Below are 16,688 nucleotides of genomic sequence, written 5' to 3'. Positions count from 1 at the left end.
AATAGAGTCGGGCAAAAATGGGGTCCGCAATGATCGGGGTTGTCGTATGGGCCGATACCGCAAAGTCAAAAGCGGTCATCTGGTGTGAAGATCAAAGAGATTTAGCCTACTACATGCAGCAGGAGGAGGTCGCTGATGCGATTTCGCTGCAAAAGGGCGATCTGGTAGAATTTGAAAGCCGGTATGAAAGCGGTGTGCGCATGGCCGGCGGCGTACAAGTGGTTGAACCAAGTGCTGAACCGAGCCTTGCGGAGGTGCTGCGCGCGCGCAAACGCGGCGAACAGAACCGCAGCGAGGAGCCGGTTGATACCGCCCATCAGGGCGCAGAGGTGGCCACCCTGTCGATCCCGGAACGATGTAGTTCCCGTGTTGAGGGACGCCGCAGTACCGGTGAACGCAAAAGCGCAAAAATTCTGCCTTTCCCGGAATTGCTGCGCGCTTAACGATTACGTCTCAGGCGACCCCGGATCATAAAGCGGACACAAAAAAAAGCGCACCATTTGGTGCGCTTTTTGTATTTACACGGGCTGAAATGCGCAGCGGTTATTCACCGCGCAAAAGTGCGGCAACGCCGGTGCGGGCGATCTTGGTCAGACCCAGCGGACGCATCAGGTCGGCAAAGGCATCGATCTTGTCGGGCGTGCCGGTGATCTCAAAGATGAAACTGTTGAGCGTGGTATCCACCACTTTGGCGCGGAAGATATCCGCAAGCCGCATCGCTTCGACGCGCTTTTCACCTTCGCCGACCACTTTGACGATGGCCAGTTCGCGCTCCACAAAGGGGCCCGCCACAGTCAGGTCTGTAACCTCATGCACCGGCACGATGCGGCCGAGCTGCGCCTTGATCTGTTCGATCACCTGCGGCGTGCCGGTGGTGACCACGGTGATACGCGACAGATGCCCGGTGTGGTCGACTTCGGCCACGGTGAGGCTGTCGATGTTGTAACCACGGCCTGAAAACAGCCCGATGACGCGCGCCAGTACGCCGGGTTCGTTTTCCACCAGCACTGTGATCGTGTGCCGCTCCTGCGTGTCAGAGAAATTCGGGCGTAGGTTATAGGCGGAGTGCTTGGAAGCACCTTTTTTGATGTGTAGGGCAGACATGTCAGTCCCTTTCCTCGAAATATCGGGGCAAGGCGCTTTACGCCTTGCAAGCAAATCTCAGATGATCAGACCAGAACCGCACCGCCGGACTGGATCACGCCCTGCGTCTCGGCCGCGCCCAGCAGCATTTCGTTATGGGCTTTGCCCGAGGGGATCATCGGGAAGCAGTTTTCGTGCTTTTCCACCAGACAGTCAAAGATCACCGGCCCGTCGTATTCAAGCATCTCCATGATCGCATCATCCAGATCCTTGGGATCTTTGCAGATGATACCCTTGGCCCCAAAGGCTTCGGCGAGTTTCACAAAGTCGGGCAGCGCTTCGGACCAGCTGTGCGAGTAGCGCTCACCATGCAAAAGTTCCTGCCACTGGCGCACCATGCCAAGGCGTTCATTGTTGAGGATGAACTGTTTCACCGGCAGGCGGTACTGGGTTGCGGTGCCCATTTCCTGCATGTTCATCAGCCAAGAGGCCTCGCCTGCGACGTTGATGACCAGAGCGTCCGGGTGGGCGATCTGCGCCCCGATAGAGGCAGGCGTGCCATAGCCCATGGTGCCCAGTCCACCGGAGGTCATCCAGCGGTTTGGATCCTCAAAGCCAAGGAACTGCGCCGCCCACATCTGGTGCTGGCCGACCTCGGTGGTGATGTAGCGATCCCGACCCTTGGTCAGCGCCTCCAGACGTTCCAGCGCGTATTGCGGCTTGATGGTGGTCTCTGACATCTCGTAGGTCAGGCATTTCACCGCGCGCCACTCGTCGATCTGGCCCTGCCATTTCGCCAAAGCCTCGGTGTTGGTCTTGCGACCGCGGCTTTTCCAGACCTTCAGGATATCCTCAAGCACATGGCCCACGTCGCCGACAATCGGGATATCGACGCGGATTACCTTGTTGATCGAGGAGGGGTCGATGTCGATATGGGCCTTTACCGATTTGGGGCTGAAGGCATCGATACGGCCGGTGATCCGGTCGTCAAAGCGTGCTCCGACGTTTATCATCAGGTCGCAGTCATGCATCGCCATATTGGCCTCATAGAGACCATGCATCCCGAGCATGCCAAGCCACTGTTTGCCGGACGCCGGATAAGCGCCAAGCCCCATCAATGTCGAGGTGATCGGAAAGCCGGTGGCCTCAACCAGTTCGCGCAGCAGCTGGCTGGCGGCAGCGCCAGAGTTGATCACACCGCCGCCCGTGTAGAACACCGGGCGCTTGGCGGTCTCGATTGCGGCAACCAGTTCGGTGATCTCTTCCATATCGCCCTTCACGACGGGCTGATAATGCGAGGCCGACGGTTTTGGCGGCTGGTAGGTGCCGGTGGCAAACTGCACGTCCTTTGGCACGTCAATCAGCACTGGTCCGGGGCGGCCAGAGGTGGCAACGTGAAAGGCCTCATGGATGGTGGAAGCCAGAGTATTGGTGTCCTTCACCAGCCAGTTGTGCTTGGTGCAGGGGCGGGTGATGCCCACGGTGTCGGCCTCCTGAAAGGCATCAGAGCCGATCATGAAGGTCGGAACCTGACCTGTGAGAACCACCAGCGGGATGGAATCCAGCAGCGCGTCCGTCAGGCCGGTCACCGCATTGGTGGCACCGGGGCCTGAGGTCACAAGCACAACGCCGGGTTTGCCGGTGGAGCGCGCATAGCCTTCGGCGGCATGCACTGCGCCCTGTTCGTGACGGACCAGAATGTGGCGAATGTCATTTTGCTGATAGATTTCATCGTAAATGGGTAGTACAGCGCCTCCGGGATATCCGAATACCGTGTCCACGCCCTGTTCTTTGAGGGCTTGAACAACCATTTTTGCGCCGGTCATTTCACGTGTCATCTGCTTTGCTCCAGTTCACGACATCGTCTTTCTTCGCGTCAGTCTAACGTCAGTGTGTATCGCATAAAAAAGCCCCCGATTTTGAGGATCGGAGGCGCATGGGTTCGATTATGGTCTACCGTCACCGGCCCATGCGCGTGTGTCCTACAATTACGACTAGCTGAGCCATCGTCAGGGTCTCCATCATGCATTGACGGGGACATTATGGGGCAGGCGGCGGAGGGTCAACCGCAAAAAGGCGGTTTTTTCGCGGGTTTGTGAACTTATCTTACGTTTGAAGGTCGGTTTGCGATATTTATGGCAATATTGATACGTGATTTTGTAATGGCTTGCGCTGCGACATGTGGTTTGGAGGGCTTTGAGGAACGCCTGCGGCGCGCAGGGGGAACACCGCGCAGATGCGCGCTGCCGTTTGCGAGGCGCTGCCTCGCGCTCCGGGATATTTAAGGTTAGAAGAGGAGGCTGGGCGGAAGGCTGGCAGTGGTGCGCCGCGCCGGGCGTCAGCCCGGCGCCCGGCCCAACGGGAGCGGATCGGGCTTTGCCGATCTGGCGACGGGCGGGAGGACGCCCTCGTGCTGTTTCAGATGCCGCGGCCTGTGCCTTGGAGTACGCCATGTTCCAGCGCGTAGCGGGTGAGACCTGCGGTTGAGGAAATCCCGAGTTTGCGTTTGATGTTCTTGCGGTGGGTTTCAACCGTGCGCACCGAGATATCCAGAGTGAGGGCGACTTCCTTGTTGGATTTGCCCTGTGCGAGTTCCAGCAATATTGTCTGTTCGCGCCCCGTCAGGGCTTCGCGACTGGTATGCGATTGCGGCGACAGCGATCCTGCCGCCCCGGTGCAGAGGTATTGCGTGCCGCGCATCACCGCATCAATGGCGGTTTTGATTTCCTCGGGCTGCACGTCTTTGAGCACATATCCCACTGCGCCGTGACTGAGGGCAGTGGAGATATATTCTGGGCTATCGTGCATCGACAGGATCAGCACCCGGGTTTCAGGGCGGCGTTCAAGGATGATTTCCGTCGCACTGAGGCCGCCGACATCCGGCATATTGAGATCCATCAGAATGACGTCCGGCGCGCAGGCTTCGGCCTGTGCAATCGCCTCTCGACCGCCGGAGACTGCACCTATGACTTCGATATCGCTGTAGCTTTCCAGAATGGACTGGATGCCCTCGGCGACCATCGGGTGATCGTCTACGATCAAAACACGGGTTGGGCCGCTCATCTGTTGTCTCTCGCTTTGGTCAATCGCCAGCTTTCCTGTGTTGTGCGCCGCGCCCGCATAGATCAGGGGAGGCGGTGGGCGGCGAGTTCGTCGCCGGGCGGCAGCAGGTGGCTCAGGGGCAAGCTGGCCTCGATGACGGTACCGCTGTCGCGGCCTGCGCGAGATGACAGAATGCGGATGGTGCCGTCAAGCTGTTCCATCCGTTCCTGCATGTTGCGCAGACCAATCCCGGCATGGCTGCGGTCCTGTTCGGTGGGCAGGCCAGAGCCGTTATCGCTGATGCGCATGGTGGCGCCATTCTCATGTCCGCGCAGGTCCATGGTAACACGGGTTGCGCCAGAGTGGCGCTCGATATTGGTGAGCGCTTCTTGGGCGATCCGATAAAGCGCGATCTTGGCTTCTTGGTCGAGGCGGTTGCGAAACACCACGGTGGTGAACTCCGTCTCGATGCCAGTGCGGGCGGCGAAATCATCGGTGAGCGCCTTGAGCGCCGGGCCAAGGCCAAGGTCATCCAGCACACCAGGGCGCAGATCGCGGCTGATACGGCGCACCTCGGTGATGGCGGTGGCAAGCCCGTCGACGCCCTTGTCCAGAGGGCTGGCCGCGGCGTCAAATTCACCGCGACTGATGCGCCGTTTTACGGTCTCCAGCGCATAGCGCACCCCCACCAGCAATTGGCTGATAGAATCGTGCAATTCGCGCGCAACCCGGCCGCGCTCTTCTTCTTGAGCGTCAAAGACGCGCTGCGTGAGTTCCTTGAGCTTAGCATCGGCCAGCCTGCGCTCGCGGATGTTCAATAACATGCCGGAGGCGAACACAAAGATCAGCGCCACCAGCGTGATCGCTCCTATATATATAAAGGTGCGGCGCACCCGGTTTTCGACTTCCATGCGTGACGTGGCGATAGACGCGATCACATCGTCGATAAACACGCCTGTGCCCACTGCCCATTGCCAGTCCTGCAGGCCCACCACATAGGCGATCATCTGCGCTTCTTCGCCGGTGGAGGGTTTTTCCCACATGAAACTGTGCCAACCCGCGCCCTGACGGGCGATATCGATAAAGGTGTTGACCACCGGCACGCCATTGCCATCGGTCAGCCCCGCCCAGTTGCGGTTGATGAACTCGGTCTGACGTGGGCTCACCAGATTGGTGCCATCGTAATCATAGACAAAGAAGAACCCATCCTTGCCGTAGATCATCGCGCTCAGGATCTGGGTGACCTGCTTTTTGGCCTCCTCGTCATCCGGGGCAGCGGGGCCATAGATATGCATGAACCCGTTGCGCGCCTGAGTGACGTAATTGCGCAGCTCTGCTTTCTTGGCCTCAATCAATTGCCGCTCCAGAACCTGGATCTCGCGTTCTGCCATGGAGCGGGATTGATGCGCGACCAGCGCGGCGATGCACAGGCCCGCCACGATCAGGGGCAGGGTGGCAAGCAATGACAGCTTTTGTGCGTAGTTCGGACGAAACAGGCGCCGGATCATCTTTTGGTCCCGAATTTGGCTCTTTGGGCAGGCGTGCGGGGTGTGTTTCGAATCGTTACGGCAATGGCGCAAGGAATCAAAGCCCGGAAACCTGTGGGCTCTGTGTGAACGCCCCGAACGGGCGCGTTCAGGATGTGAATGACACCGATCCGAGTGAAAAAATCGCCGTTTCTACGTAGTACTTGGTATTCACATGTTTCACGGTCCCGTTAGGGTGTTCTCACTTCAAAGAGGCCGCGGGGGAAGGGCGATTTCGTGCACCACGGCGGTCAATACGTTTTGGGAGGAACCAACAACATGGATCGCAGATCCTTTCTGAAGACATCCGCAATCGGTGGCTCCGCTGCTGCCGCATCCGCAGCTCTGGCCGCACCGGCCTACGCACAGGGCAACCGCACCCTGACCATGGTCACCACCTGGGGCCGTGGCCTTGCTGGCGTGCACGACTCCGCGCAGCGCGTGGCCGACAGCATCACCGCCATGACCGATGGCGCTCTGACCGTTGACCTTAAGGCCGCAGGCGAACTCGTTGGCGCGTTTGAGGTTTTTGACGCCGTGACCGCAGGTCAGGCCGATATGTATCACGGTGCCGACTACTACTTCGTCGGTCAGCACCCGGCCTATGCGTTCTTTACCGCTGTGCCCTTCGGCATGACCGCGCAGGAACTGGCGAACTGGTACTATCAGGACGGCGGCATGGAGCTGCACGACGAGCTGGGTCAGATCTTTGGTCTGAAATCCTTCCTCGGCGGCAACACCGGCGCACAGGCGGGGGGGTGGTTCTCCAAAGAGATCAACAGCCCCGACGACTTCAACGGTCTGAAGTTCCGTATGCCGGGTCTCGGCGGTAAAGCACTGGGTAAACTGGGCGCTTCCGTTCAGAACATCCCGGGCTCCGAAGTGTATCAGGCGCTGTCCTCCGGTGCGATTGACGGCACCGAGTGGATCGGCCCTTGGGCGGACGAAAAAGCCGGTTTCCAGGAAATCACCAAGACCTACTACACTGCGGGCTTCCACGAGCCGGGTGCGGGTCTCTCTGTTGCGACCAACCGCGACGTCTTCGAGAGCCTGTCGCCAGCGCATCAGAAGGTGATCGAGATCGCCTCTGCCGAAGCGCACCAGTGGAACCTGAGCCAGTTCCTCGCCAACAACGGTGCAGCGCTGCAGCGTCTGCAGGCCGGTGGCGTCAAGGTCATGGAATTCCCCGATAGCGTCTGGGATGCCTTTGGTAAGGCCTCCATGGAAGTGCATCAGGAAAACATGGGCGACGATCTCTACAAGAAGATCTACGACAGCGCCATGGCGTCGATGAAGTCCTCTTCGGGTTGGATCAACACTTCCTCCGGCACCTATGTTGCACAGCGCGACCGCGTTCTGGGCTAATCCCCGGTTGTGAACTTGAAACGGATCCCCCGCGCAGGGTGCGGGGGATCTCTTTTGCACTCGCGGTCTGAAAAAGCTGCGTCGCCGGAGCTCTCCGATGACAGACGCGCCCGACCGCTTGCCTGAACTTCCGGGGGAGCCATGCAGGACGACATGAGTATTTCCTTTTTTGGCGCGATTGGCGGCTTCCTATGGTGGCTCGCCTCTAATGTTTTTGGCGCCTTTTATAATCTCGGCTATGCCGTCACCCATCCCGAGCTGTGGCTCGACTGGCTGACCTGGGCTGGCACCACCGAAGACAAAGCCTCTGTGATGCGCTTTGTCTACTACGGGGGCTCGGTCGAGTTTTTCTTTGTGATCTTCACCACGTTCCTCGTGCTGACGGGCGTCGGAATGTACTTCCGCGGCTTTATGTGGGGCATGGTGCGCACGCTTGAGGGCTTTGCCAACACCTTGGGCCGCTTCTTTGCCTGGGCCGGGCTGTTGATGGTGGTTCAGCAGATCATCATCGTGTTTATGCAGCGCGTCTTTGCCCGTCCGGACATGAGCTTTGGTCTCGGGATCGCGCTGGAAAAAGACATCTCGTGGTTCGCCGAAGAGCTGAAGCTCTATAACGCGCTCGTGGTGTGTTTCTGTGTCACCTACACCTTTGTGCAGGGCGGCCATGTGCGGGTGGACCTCGTTTATGCCGGGATTTCGCATCGTGCCAAACGCGTGGTCGATATGGTCGGCTCGCTGATCTTCATGATGCCGGTTGCGGTTTTGACGTGGATGTACGGCTGGTTCTTCCTGTGGCGTCACCTGATCGTGCCGAAACCTTCGGCGTCCGATCAGCTGGACCGTCTGGTGATGAAGGCCCGCGCGCTGCGCTGGAATGTCGAAACCATCGGCTTCTCGCCCAACGGCTTTGACGGCTATTTCCTCTTTAAGATCCTGCTGGTCGCATTTGCGGGCCTCGTGTTCCTGCATGCGGTGGCGTTCTTCTATCGCTCTTTCCTCGAGTTCATTGAGGGCGAAGAGTCAGAAGGGAAATACCTCGACAGAGATACGCTTGGCGAAGGCGAAGAAGCCTATGAAGGCGCTCATTAACTAAGGGACAGCACCCATGCTATTCGGACTTGATGGCGTCGAAATCGGCCTGATCATCGTCTTTCTCTGCCTCTTCGGGGGCATTCTCTCGGGCTTTCCGGTGGCCTTTGCCATCGGGGGTGCCGGGGTCATCTCCTTTGGGATCATCGCCGCACTGGACAGTGCCGGTCTGCTGATCCATCAGGCCATTGACACCTCCAGTCAGGCCTACCGCGATATTGTCAATTCCGGCGTGAAGCCGGATGTGATTTCCGTGTTCCGATACCCGGAGTTGCCACGGATTGGCGAACCCGTATTCCCGCAGGGCTGGGAAGTTGCGATGGACCGCAACGTCTCCTTCATTGTGAACCGGATCAACGAACGGGTTCTGGCAGGCGCTTCCATTGAGACGCTGCTGGCGGTGTTGATGTTCGTACTGATGGGCATCACGCTCGAACGCTCCAAGATCGCAAACGATCTGCTGACCACCATGGCGCGCGTCTTTGGTCCGCTTCCGGGCGGTCTGGCGGTGTCCATCGTGGTTGTGGGCGCATTTCTTGCCGCCTCCACCGGGATCGTGGGCGCGACCGTTGTGACCATGGGCCTCTTGGCCCTGCCGACCATGTTGCGCAACAACTACTCGCCGGAACTGGCGACGGGTGTGATCGCAGCGTCAGGCACCTTGGGGCAGATCATTCCGCCCTCCATCGTGATCGTGCTTCTGGGCACGCTTGCCGGTGATCTCTATTCCACCGCGCAGGAAAACCGCGCACAGGAAGCGGGCTGTTCCGATGCGCTGACCTATCTGGGTGAGCCTGCGGTGGTTTCCGTTGGCACGCTGTTTCAGGCGGCTTTGCTGCCGGGCATCATGCTTGCCCTTCTCTATGCGCTTTATGCCTTTGGTTACGCGCTGCTGAACCCGGAAAAAGCACCTGCGGTGCAGATGGGTGCGGCCAATGAGGAGCCGATCACCCGAGGCGAGAGCCTGACATGGTTCCTCGGCGTTCCGGCAGCTTTGATAGTCGGCACCGTGCTTCTGAGCAGCGTGAACTTGGTGGGCAGCCAGAACATCACCGTATCGGCCTTTTCCGACGCGGGGCAGACTGCAAGCCTGCGCACCAATGTGGGGCCAGACTGTCAGGCGGCGATGATCGACCTGCATGGTCAGTCCGCATGGGATGCGGCTGTGGCCGAACAAGCCGAAATCGACGCCGCGGGTGGCGTAGAAGAGGCGCATAAGCTCTCGGAAGAAGAGCTGGCCACTGCGCTGGCACAGAAGATCGACAATGCCGCACCTATCGGTACCGGGATTGCGACGATCATCGTGCTCTTGGGTCTGACGCTGGCTGTGGGCCGTGGGGTTGCCCCCTCGCGCGATGCCAAGCCGCTGATCCTCGGGGCCATTGGCCTCTTGCTGCTGGCGCTGGTGGATGTGCTGGCGATTGCACCAACGACCTCGGCTTCGGCCACGGTTGCGTGGATCTTGCTGCCGACATTGCTTGCGCTTTACGGCTGCAAGGAAGCGGCGGCGCGCTGTGCCCGCAATGATCTGATCCGGGTGGTGTTCCCGCCGCTGGTTCTGATCGTCGCGGTGCTGGGCTCGATCCTGGGTGGGATCACCAACCCGACGCCGGCTGCGGCGCTTGGGGCAGGTGGTGCGATCATGCTGGCGGCCTATCGTCGCCTGAAAGACGAGGGCCAATCCGGCAATATCATCATCTGGGCCACCTTTGCGGTGATCCTTGCGATCCTGACCGGCGTGAATTTCGATCTGCGCATCAATCAGGACGTGGTTCCGGCAGAAAGCTATGCGGCATTCTTCTTTGCCTATGGCTGCTATCTGTTTGCGCTCTTTGGTCTGCTCTATGGGATCTGGGTGCTGTTCCGGGGCGGGGTGATGACGCCGATCGTGCGCGAAACGGCCAAGGTCACCTCGATGGTGTTCACCATCCTGATCGGCTCGCAGCTGTTGAACCTCGTGGTGATCTCCTTTGGTGGCGAACACTATATACAGCAGTTCCTGAAGAGCTTTGACAATGAGCTCACCGTGTTCCTCATCGTGATGATTGTCTTGTTCATCCTCGGCTTTGTGCTCGATTTTCTGGAGATCATCTACATCGTGATCCCCATTGTCGGGCCGGTGATCTATGGCGGCTCGTTTGATCCCAAATGGGTGACGATCATGGTTGCGGTGAACCTGCAGACATCCTTCCTGACGCCGCCCTTTGGCTTTGCGCTGTTCTATCTGCGCGGGGTGGCACCTCGGGAGGTCACCACGGGTCATATCTATCGCGGGGTTCTGCCCTTTGTGCTGATCCAGGTGATGGGGCTTGCGATCCTGTGGTTCTTCCCGGCGATTGTGACCATTGTCCCGGCGCTGATCCCGAACTGATCCGGCGCACAGCTGTGAAACGGAAAAAGGCCCCGCGATTGCGGGGCCTTTTGCATGTGTGTGAGGTGTGAGGGGCGCGGCCCCTCTTGGCCATTTGGCCAATTCACCCCGGGATATTTGGGGTTAGAAGAGCAATGGGGTCAGGCGAACTGAATGAGGTCCCAGCGGTTCCCGAAGGGATCACGCCAGACGGCAACAGTGCCATAGAGTTCATGGCGGGGGGCTTCTTCGAAGGCGATACCTGCGGCCTGCATCGCGCGGTGGTCGCGTTCAAAATCATTGGTGGCGAGAAACAGGCCAACGCGGCCGCCGAACTGATCGCCGATGGCGGATTGTTGTTCGTCGCCCTCGGCGCGGGCGAGGATCAGGCTGCCCTGTGATGCGCCGGGAGGCAGGATGCGCACCCAGCGTTTATGTCCCTGATCCACATCTTCGGCCAGCTGCCAGCCCAGAGTGTTGCAGTAAAAGGCGATGGCCTCGTCGTAATCGGGTACGACAAGGGCGACAGCGTGGAGATATTGCACGAAAGTTACCTCTTGGAGGGGTGTTTGCCTTGGGGCAGTTGGATATTGGCCACTTGTTCCGCCACCGGGGCGGTCGAGAGCGGGTGTTCTTCGGCGGCAAAGCTCTCCGGATCTTTGAGCGGTACCCATTCGCCGCCAAAATAAACCTCAAGGCCTGAGAATTTGGCCTTATAGCCCATCTTCTGGCTGCCGGGCACCCAATAGCCCAGATAGACATAAGGCAGGCCCGCCTCGCGCGCGATCTCAATATGATCAAGCACCATGAAGGTGCCAAGCGAGTTCTGCGGCAAATCCGGTGTGTAGAAGGAATAGACCATGCTCAGACCGTCCTCGAGCACATCGGTGAGCGCCACGGCGGTCAGCGCATTGGTCTCCGGATCGGTGTATTCCACCACCCGTGTACGGATCGGGGTTTCCTCGACCATGGCTGCATATTCAAACACATCCATATCCGCCATGCCGCCATCGGCGTGGCGCTGGTCCAGATAGTCGCGAAACAGCGCGTATTGATCCTCTGTCGCCCAAGGGGACGTGGCGCGGCGGTCCAGATGGCGGCTGCGGTTGAGGGTCTTGCGCTGGCTGCGGGTGGGGGTGAACTCTGCCACATTGATCCGGGCCGACATGCAGGCGGAGCAATCAGAGCAGGACGGGCGATAGAGGACATTCTGCGAGCGCCGGAAGCCTTGCTGGCTCAGGGAGTTGTTCAACTGCTCCACCCCATCGCCCTGCAATGATGTGAACAGCTTTCGCTCCATGCGCCCTTCGAGATAGGGGCAGGGCTGCGGCGCAGTCACGTAAAACTGAGGAGCAATGGGAAGCGTGTGGCGCATATTTGGGGTCAGCGGCTCTCATTAAAGACGTGAAGGACCGTCCAGTGCAGACGGTCCGACATCAATGTGGTTTGATCTTTGATGATAACAACCGCCCCGTGGCTGACAAGCCTCCATGTGCAAATTGGATTAACGCGGCTGTGCGTCGGGATGGCCGCGCGCGCTTATGCGCGCCGCTTTAGCATCACGGTGCCAAGCATATGGTCGCTCAGACCTTGACCGCGTGCGGTGGTCAGCATCAACAGGATCGAGATGATTTGCAGGATCGGCACCGCCATGGAGACCGTATAGCCAACCGTGTGCAACAGGGCGCTGCCGCCGTCCAGCCGCGCGCCGGAGTGCTCGCGCAGCTCAATACCGCAAAAGCGCATACCCAATGTGGCGGAGCCATTGGCCAGCGTCGCCACTCGGTAGATGAAGCCAACGGTCAGATAGAGCATGGGCCAGACCAGAAGGCCGAGAAAGGCCGTGAAGGGCACGATCACCGCCGCGATGGCGAAGATCAACACAGAGTCGATCAGGAAGGCAAACAGGCGTTTGGCGGTGACACCGGAGTAAAACTCGGCCTGCATGTCTGGATCGGGGAGGGCGGTCATTCGGGGCTCCTGCGGGGTTGTCGATACTATCTCAAAATAGGGGCTCTGCCCGGAGTGAGCCGGGCAGAGGAGCGGTCTTAGGCCTGAGACGGACGCGGGGCGTCTTCGTCTGCTTCGTCTTCGCCCTCATCGGGGCGGGTGGCGCGCTCGTCCATGAACTGGTCGAACTCTGCCTTGTCCTTGGCGGCGCGCAGCCGGGCGAGGAACGCCTCAAAGTCGGTCTGTTCCTGCTCCAGACGCGCCAGCGTGTCGGCCTTATAGGCGTCAAAGGCGCTGTTACCACTGGATTTCATGGCGTGAAAGCCACGATGCATGTGGGTCGAACGGCGGCGGCAGGAGGATTTGAACATACGTTTGCTCCAGATCATATAGGCGAGGATTGCAAGACCGACAGGCCAGAAGAAAATGAAGCCAAGGACCATTGTCGCGATCCATGCGCCTTTTCCTTTTGAGTCGAGCCAGGCTTCGCTTTTGGCAAGCCACCCCTGATGCGGGGTCGGCGGCAGGTTGGTCGTGTAACTTGTCATCAGGTTCTCCACGGCGTTGGGGTGAATGTGAACTTCATTTACATCACCGATATGTGCAGCAGGGGAGTGCCCTTCAAGAGTGTATGTAAATGTTTTTCACATTTACTTGCTAAGAAATTGATTTTGTGGGGATAATCTCTGGTGCTGGCTCGTTTTTTGTGAGATTTTATCGGGCAAATGCAAACCATGCACGCCCCATTGCCTGCGCCAAGCACACCATATGAAGGGCAGCATATGAAGGATTGAGCAAAAGGTGCAGGGTGCGGCCACGCTCCCAAAACCATGTGTACTCAAAAAACGCCCGGTGGCCCGGTACACTCCGGGCGCCCGTCAGAGCGGGTCTGAACGGGCGGGCAACTCATTACCTGCATCACTCGGTCCCCGAAACGGGAACGTGACCACGAAATAATGTTATCGCAGTTTTGCGATTTGTGGAAGGTCTGAAATGGTAAGCGCCGTCACCATTTGTTTCAGACCTTACCGATTTTTGGGCCGTGCCGAAGAATTCCACCGGAACAGAGGCGGTGGCGCGGTGTTTGGGGATTGACGCCCAAGGGCGGGGGTCACAGTCTCGCGCCATGTCTCATTCGCTTCAGGTTCACCGCTGCCCGCGCCCTTATGATTCCTCGATCAGCTCCGAGGTGTTGTCTGATCATGGCCATCTGTCCTCCGAATGGCAGGCGCTGCTGGGCGGCACGGCGGGCAGCAGCCCTTATCTGCAAACCTTGATCCGTTCTGAGCGCGACTGGATCGAGGCGGCCCTGTCTGATCCCGAAGACGCGCGCGATGCGGTGTTTCAAACCTGCCGCGCCACTGCCCCAGATCAGGTGAAATCCGTGTTGCGCGCGGGTAAACGCCGGATCGCACTGCTTTGTGCATTGTGCGATCTTTCGGGCCATTGGCCGCTCGAAGAGGTCACCGGCACGCTCACCCGGTTTGGCGAGCTGGCGGTGGATGTGGCGCTGAAGGCGGAAATCGCGCTGCTGATCAAACGGCGCAAGCTGCCGGGGATGAGCGAAGACGACATCGCCACCGCAGGCGGGATGAGTGTCTTTGCCATGGGCAAGATGGGCGCCTACGAGCTGAACTACAGCTCTGACATCGACCTCATCTGCCTCTTTGACGAAACCCGGTTCGAGCGGGATGATTTCCTTGAGGCCCGTCAGGCCATGGTGCGCGCCACCCGCAATATGAGCGCGGCGCTGAATGACCGCACCGCCGAGGGCTATGTCTTTCGCACCGATCTCAGGCTGCGACCGGACCCGTCGGTGACGCCGGTGGCGTTGGCGATGGCGGCGGCGGAACAATATTACGAGAGCCTTGGCCGCACCTGGGAGCGCGCCGCCTATATCAAGGCGCGCAGCTGTGCGGGGGATATCGCGGCGGGCGAGAAGTTCCTCAAGACGCTGACGCCTTTCGTGTGGCGGCGGCATCTGGATTTTGCCGCCATTGAAGACGCCCACAACATGCGCCTGCGCATCCGCGAGAACAAAGGCACCGGTGGCCCGATCACGGTTCTGGGGCACGATATGAAGCTCGGGCGCGGCGGGATTCGCGAGATTGAGTTCTTCACCCAGACCCGCCAGCTCATTGCCGGGGGGCGCGATCCGTCGCTCCGGGTGCGTGGCACGGTCGAAGGGTTGCAGGCGCTATCGCACGCCGAGTGGATCTCGGCGGAGGTGTCGGACACGCTGGCGCGTCACTACCGCGACCACCGCGAGATCGAGCATCGCATCCAGATGGTCCATGATGCCCAGACCCACCGCATGCCCACCTCCGAGGAAGGTCTGTCGCGCGTGGCCTGCCTGATGGACGTGGAGCCGGAGGCCTTTATTGCCGACCTGCGCGAGCGACTGGAAGAGGTGCATCGCCTGACCGAGGATTTCTTTGCGCCCGGCACCAGCGCCAAAGCGGCAGAGCCGCTGCCGGAGGATCTCGACCAATCGGTGATTGCGCGCTGGCCCAGCTATCCGGCGCTGCGCTCTGATCGCGGCGCGCGGATCTTTGAACGTCTGAAACCGGAATTGCTGAGTCGCCTGTCGCGCACTGCCAATCCGGGCGAGGCGCTGTTGGCGCTGGATGGGTTTCTGGCCGGGATGCCCGCCGGGGTGCAGTTGTTTTCCCTCTTTGAGGCCAACCCGCAACTGATTGATCTGCTCGTCGATATTGTTGGCACCTCGCCCGCGCTCGCCAATTACCTGTCACGCAATTCTTCGGTGTTTGACGCCGTTCTGGATGGCGGCTTTTTTGCCGACTGGCCCGGACGTGACGCGCTGATTGCGGATCTCAAGGAGGCATTGGACAGTGAAAGCGACTATGAACGCCAGCTCGACCTGACCCGACGCTGGCATCGCGAGTGGCACTTTCGCACCGGGGTGCATCACCTGCGCGGTCTGATCAATGCCGATACAGCCGGTCAGCAATATGCCGACCTCGCTGATGCGGTGATCATTGGCCTGCTGCCCAAGGTCGCCGCGCAATTTGCCGCCAAACACGGGCCGATGCCGGGGCGCGGCTGCGTGATCCTCGGGATGGGGTCGCTGGGGGCAGGGCGGCTCACGGCGAGCTCGGATCTGGATCTGATCATGATCTACGACCCGCTTGATGATGAAATGTCCGATGGCAAACGCCCGCTGGCGGTGCGCCCCTATTATGCCCGCCTCACTCAGGCGATGGTCACTGCCCTGACTGCCCCCATGGCGGAGGGGCGTCTCTACGAGGTGGACATGCGCCTGCGCCCCTCTGGTAATCAGGGGCCGGTGGCCACCAGTTGGCAGAGCTTTACCCAGTATCAGGAAAACGACGCCTGGGTCTGGGAGCATCTGGCGCTGACACGGGCGCGTGTGGTGGCCGGAGAGGACACACTCGCGCGGGATCTGGAAAAATTCCGCTGCGATTTCCTCGCCCGTCCGCGGGATCGCAACGATGTCTTGCGCGAAGTGGCCGAAATGCGCCGCAGGCTTGCGGCCGCAAAATCACCCGATGGACCGTGGGACGCCAAAACCGGCCCGGGCCGGATGCTCGATATTGAACTGGCAGCACAGGCGGGAACGCTCTTGGCCGGGCAACCCACGCGCTCGGTCGTTGATGGTCTGATGGCCGGTGTCGCCAGCGGTTGGTTAAGTGACGCGCAGGCGCAAAACCTGCGCGCGGCCTATGATCTATATTGGTCCGTACAAAGTGCTGCGCGGCTGATTGCGGGCAAAGGATCAGATGGCGCGGTGCGCGGTGAGGGAGGGGCGGCCTTCCTGCAGCGCAGCACCGGCTTTGACGGTATCGCCAGCCTGCAACAGGCGCTGGAACACGCCTATGCACAGGCCGCTGATTGCATCGACGCAGCCGTTGGCCCAGAGGCTGAGATGAAGGACGAAGATGATGACGAAACCCTCAGCTGAGACCGCATCACTGGACCCCAAGGGGCTGTTTCGCGAGGCCTACCGGATAGAGGGGCTCGATGCCTCGCAATGCCGGAGCATCTTTCTGGATTGGGCACTTTCTGCGCCGATGGATTTTGACACCGATGCGGCGCTTTCAACGCTCTTGGCGCAATACGGGCCGCAGTTTCCCGATCATCCGATGACGCAGGTGTTACGCGATGGCCTGAGCAGTGGTGCACGGCCCAAGCGGCGCGGTGGCTGGCGCTCGCGCCCGCGTGAACCGCTGACGGATCTCGGTTCTGGGCAAAACTCTGGACAAAACGGCGAGAACTGATCCAATCCTAACAGGCGCAATGGC

14 protein-coding genes are annotated in these 16,688 nt (G+C 59.9%); 6 read left to right on the top strand and 8 right to left on the bottom strand.

Features of this window, described 5'->3' with window-relative positions; translation table 11 throughout:
• Nucleotides 1–113 precede the first annotated feature (113 nt).
• Entirely contained in the window at nt 114–443 is a 330-nt protein-coding gene (locus tag QNI81_RS08620) for a hypothetical protein (protein ID WP_009178798.1), read from the top strand.
• Between the two features lie 100 nt (nt 444–543).
• On the opposite strand, the gene ilvN is transcribed toward QNI81_RS08620, so the two are convergent.
• The 4 genes from ilvN to QNI81_RS08600 all read right to left on the bottom strand — a co-directional run bounded on the left by ilvN (nt 544) and on the right by QNI81_RS08600 (nt 5,633).
• Complete coding sequence (gene ilvN, locus QNI81_RS08615) at nt 544–1,104, bottom strand: acetolactate synthase small subunit (RefSeq protein WP_005610137.1); 561 nt, start codon at nt 1,102–1,104, stop codon at nt 544–546.
• 65 nt (nt 1,105–1,169) lie between these two features.
• Nucleotides 1,170–2,921 (bottom strand): acetolactate synthase 3 large subunit, encoded by a 1,752-nt coding sequence (locus QNI81_RS08610; protein ID WP_283966246.1) that lies wholly within the window; start codon nt 2,919–2,921, stop codon nt 1,170–1,172.
• Nucleotides 2,922–3,501: 580 nt separating this feature from the next.
• Complete coding sequence (locus QNI81_RS08605) at nt 3,502–4,146, bottom strand: response regulator transcription factor (protein WP_065326573.1); 645 nt, start codon at nt 4,144–4,146, stop codon at nt 3,502–3,504.
• Nucleotides 4,147–4,208: 62 nt separating this feature from the next.
• Nucleotides 4,209–5,633: a cache domain-containing protein gene (locus QNI81_RS08600; protein ID WP_009178997.1), complete on the bottom strand. Its 1,425-nt coding sequence runs from the start codon at nt 5,631–5,633 to the stop codon at nt 4,209–4,211.
• A 297-nt stretch (nt 5,634–5,930) separates the two neighbouring features.
• Between QNI81_RS08600 and QNI81_RS08595 the strand changes: the two genes are divergently transcribed.
• The 3 genes from QNI81_RS08595 (at nt 5,931) to QNI81_RS08585 (ending at nt 10,476) form a co-directional block, all read left to right on the top strand.
• Nucleotides 5,931–7,016: a TRAP transporter substrate-binding protein gene (locus tag QNI81_RS08595; RefSeq protein WP_009179192.1), complete on the top strand. Its 1,086-nt coding sequence runs from the start codon at nt 5,931–5,933 to the stop codon at nt 7,014–7,016.
• Nucleotides 7,017–7,157: 141 nt separating this feature from the next.
• Entirely contained in the window at nt 7,158–8,105 is a 948-nt protein-coding gene (locus QNI81_RS08590; RefSeq protein ID WP_283966245.1) for a TRAP transporter small permease subunit, read from the top strand.
• A 16-nt stretch (nt 8,106–8,121) separates the two neighbouring features.
• Entirely contained in the window at nt 8,122–10,476 is a 2,355-nt protein-coding gene (locus tag QNI81_RS08585; RefSeq protein WP_283966244.1) for a TRAP transporter large permease, read from the top strand.
• 140 nt (nt 10,477–10,616) lie between these two features.
• On the opposite strand, the gene QNI81_RS08580 is transcribed toward QNI81_RS08585, so the two are convergent.
• From QNI81_RS08580 to QNI81_RS08565, 4 genes are all read right to left on the bottom strand, one after another.
• Complete coding sequence (locus tag QNI81_RS08580; protein ID WP_283966243.1) at nt 10,617–11,000, bottom strand: VOC family protein; 384 nt, start codon at nt 10,998–11,000, stop codon at nt 10,617–10,619.
• A gap of 5 nt (nt 11,001–11,005) precedes the next feature.
• On the bottom strand, nt 11,006–11,830 hold the full coding sequence (locus QNI81_RS08575) for an arginyltransferase (RefSeq protein WP_005624377.1): 825 nt from the start codon (nt 11,828–11,830) through the stop codon (nt 11,006–11,008).
• A gap of 164 nt (nt 11,831–11,994) precedes the next feature.
• On the bottom strand, nt 11,995–12,426 hold the full coding sequence (locus QNI81_RS08570) for an RDD family protein (RefSeq protein WP_005624379.1): 432 nt from the start codon (nt 12,424–12,426) through the stop codon (nt 11,995–11,997).
• A gap of 77 nt (nt 12,427–12,503) precedes the next feature.
• Entirely contained in the window at nt 12,504–12,953 is a 450-nt protein-coding gene (locus QNI81_RS08565) for a DUF2852 domain-containing protein (protein ID WP_065326578.1), read from the bottom strand.
• A 578-nt stretch (nt 12,954–13,531) separates the two neighbouring features.
• Between QNI81_RS08565 and glnE the strand changes: the two genes are divergently transcribed.
• Complete coding sequence (gene glnE, locus QNI81_RS08560) at nt 13,532–16,348, top strand: bifunctional [glutamate--ammonia ligase]-adenylyl-L-tyrosine phosphorylase/[glutamate--ammonia-ligase] adenylyltransferase (protein ID WP_283966242.1); 2,817 nt, start codon at nt 13,532–13,534, stop codon at nt 16,346–16,348.
• Nucleotides 16,329–16,664 carry a hypothetical protein gene (locus tag QNI81_RS08555; RefSeq protein WP_349636767.1) on the top strand — a complete coding sequence of 112 codons (336 nt, stop codon included), beginning with the start codon at nt 16,329–16,331 and terminating at the stop codon, nt 16,662–16,664. The genes glnE and QNI81_RS08555 overlap by 20 nt, the downstream gene beginning before the upstream one ends.
• Nucleotides 16,665–16,688: the final 24 nt, after the last annotated feature.

Source organism: Tritonibacter sp. AK171 (genome assembly GCF_030127025.1).
In the GTDB taxonomy this organism is placed as follows: domain Bacteria; phylum Pseudomonadota; class Alphaproteobacteria; order Rhodobacterales; family Rhodobacteraceae; genus Epibacterium; species Epibacterium mobile.
The sequence above is the reverse complement of the archived record's forward strand: the minus strand, read 5'-3'. Positions and strand labels throughout refer to the sequence as shown.

What these genes read in the sequence shown, in the direction of transcription:
- QNI81_RS08620 (WP_009178798.1), top strand. Translation starts at nt 114, where the DNA reads ATGCAGCAGGAGGAGGTCGCTGATGCGATTTCGCTGCAAAAGGGCGAT.
- ilvN (WP_005610137.1), bottom strand. Translation starts at nt 1,104, where the DNA reads ATGTCTGCCCTACACATCAAAAAAGGTGCTTCCAAGCACTCCGCCTAT.
- QNI81_RS08610 (WP_283966246.1), bottom strand. Translation starts at nt 2,921, where the DNA reads ATGACACGTGAAATGACCGGCGCAAAAATGGTTGTTCAAGCCCTCAAA.
- QNI81_RS08605 (WP_065326573.1), bottom strand. Translation starts at nt 4,146, where the DNA reads ATGAGCGGCCCAACCCGTGTTTTGATCGTAGACGATCACCCGATGGTC.
- QNI81_RS08600 (WP_009178997.1), bottom strand. Translation starts at nt 5,633, where the DNA reads ATGATCCGGCGCCTGTTTCGTCCGAACTACGCACAAAAGCTGTCATTG.
- QNI81_RS08595 (WP_009179192.1), top strand. Translation starts at nt 5,931, where the DNA reads ATGGATCGCAGATCCTTTCTGAAGACATCCGCAATCGGTGGCTCCGCT.
- QNI81_RS08590 (WP_283966245.1), top strand. Translation starts at nt 7,158, where the DNA reads ATGCAGGACGACATGAGTATTTCCTTTTTTGGCGCGATTGGCGGCTTC.
- QNI81_RS08585 (WP_283966244.1), top strand. Translation starts at nt 8,122, where the DNA reads ATGCTATTCGGACTTGATGGCGTCGAAATCGGCCTGATCATCGTCTTT.
- QNI81_RS08575 (WP_005624377.1), bottom strand. Translation starts at nt 11,830, where the DNA reads ATGCGCCACACGCTTCCCATTGCTCCTCAGTTTTACGTGACTGCGCCG.
- QNI81_RS08570 (WP_005624379.1), bottom strand. Translation starts at nt 12,426, where the DNA reads ATGACCGCCCTCCCCGATCCAGACATGCAGGCCGAGTTTTACTCCGGT.
- QNI81_RS08565 (WP_065326578.1), bottom strand. Translation starts at nt 12,953, where the DNA reads ATGACAAGTTACACGACCAACCTGCCGCCGACCCCGCATCAGGGGTGG.
- glnE (WP_283966242.1), top strand. Translation starts at nt 13,532, where the DNA reads ATGTCTCATTCGCTTCAGGTTCACCGCTGCCCGCGCCCTTATGATTCC.
- QNI81_RS08555 (WP_349636767.1), top strand. Translation starts at nt 16,329, where the DNA reads ATGACGAAACCCTCAGCTGAGACCGCATCACTGGACCCCAAGGGGCTG.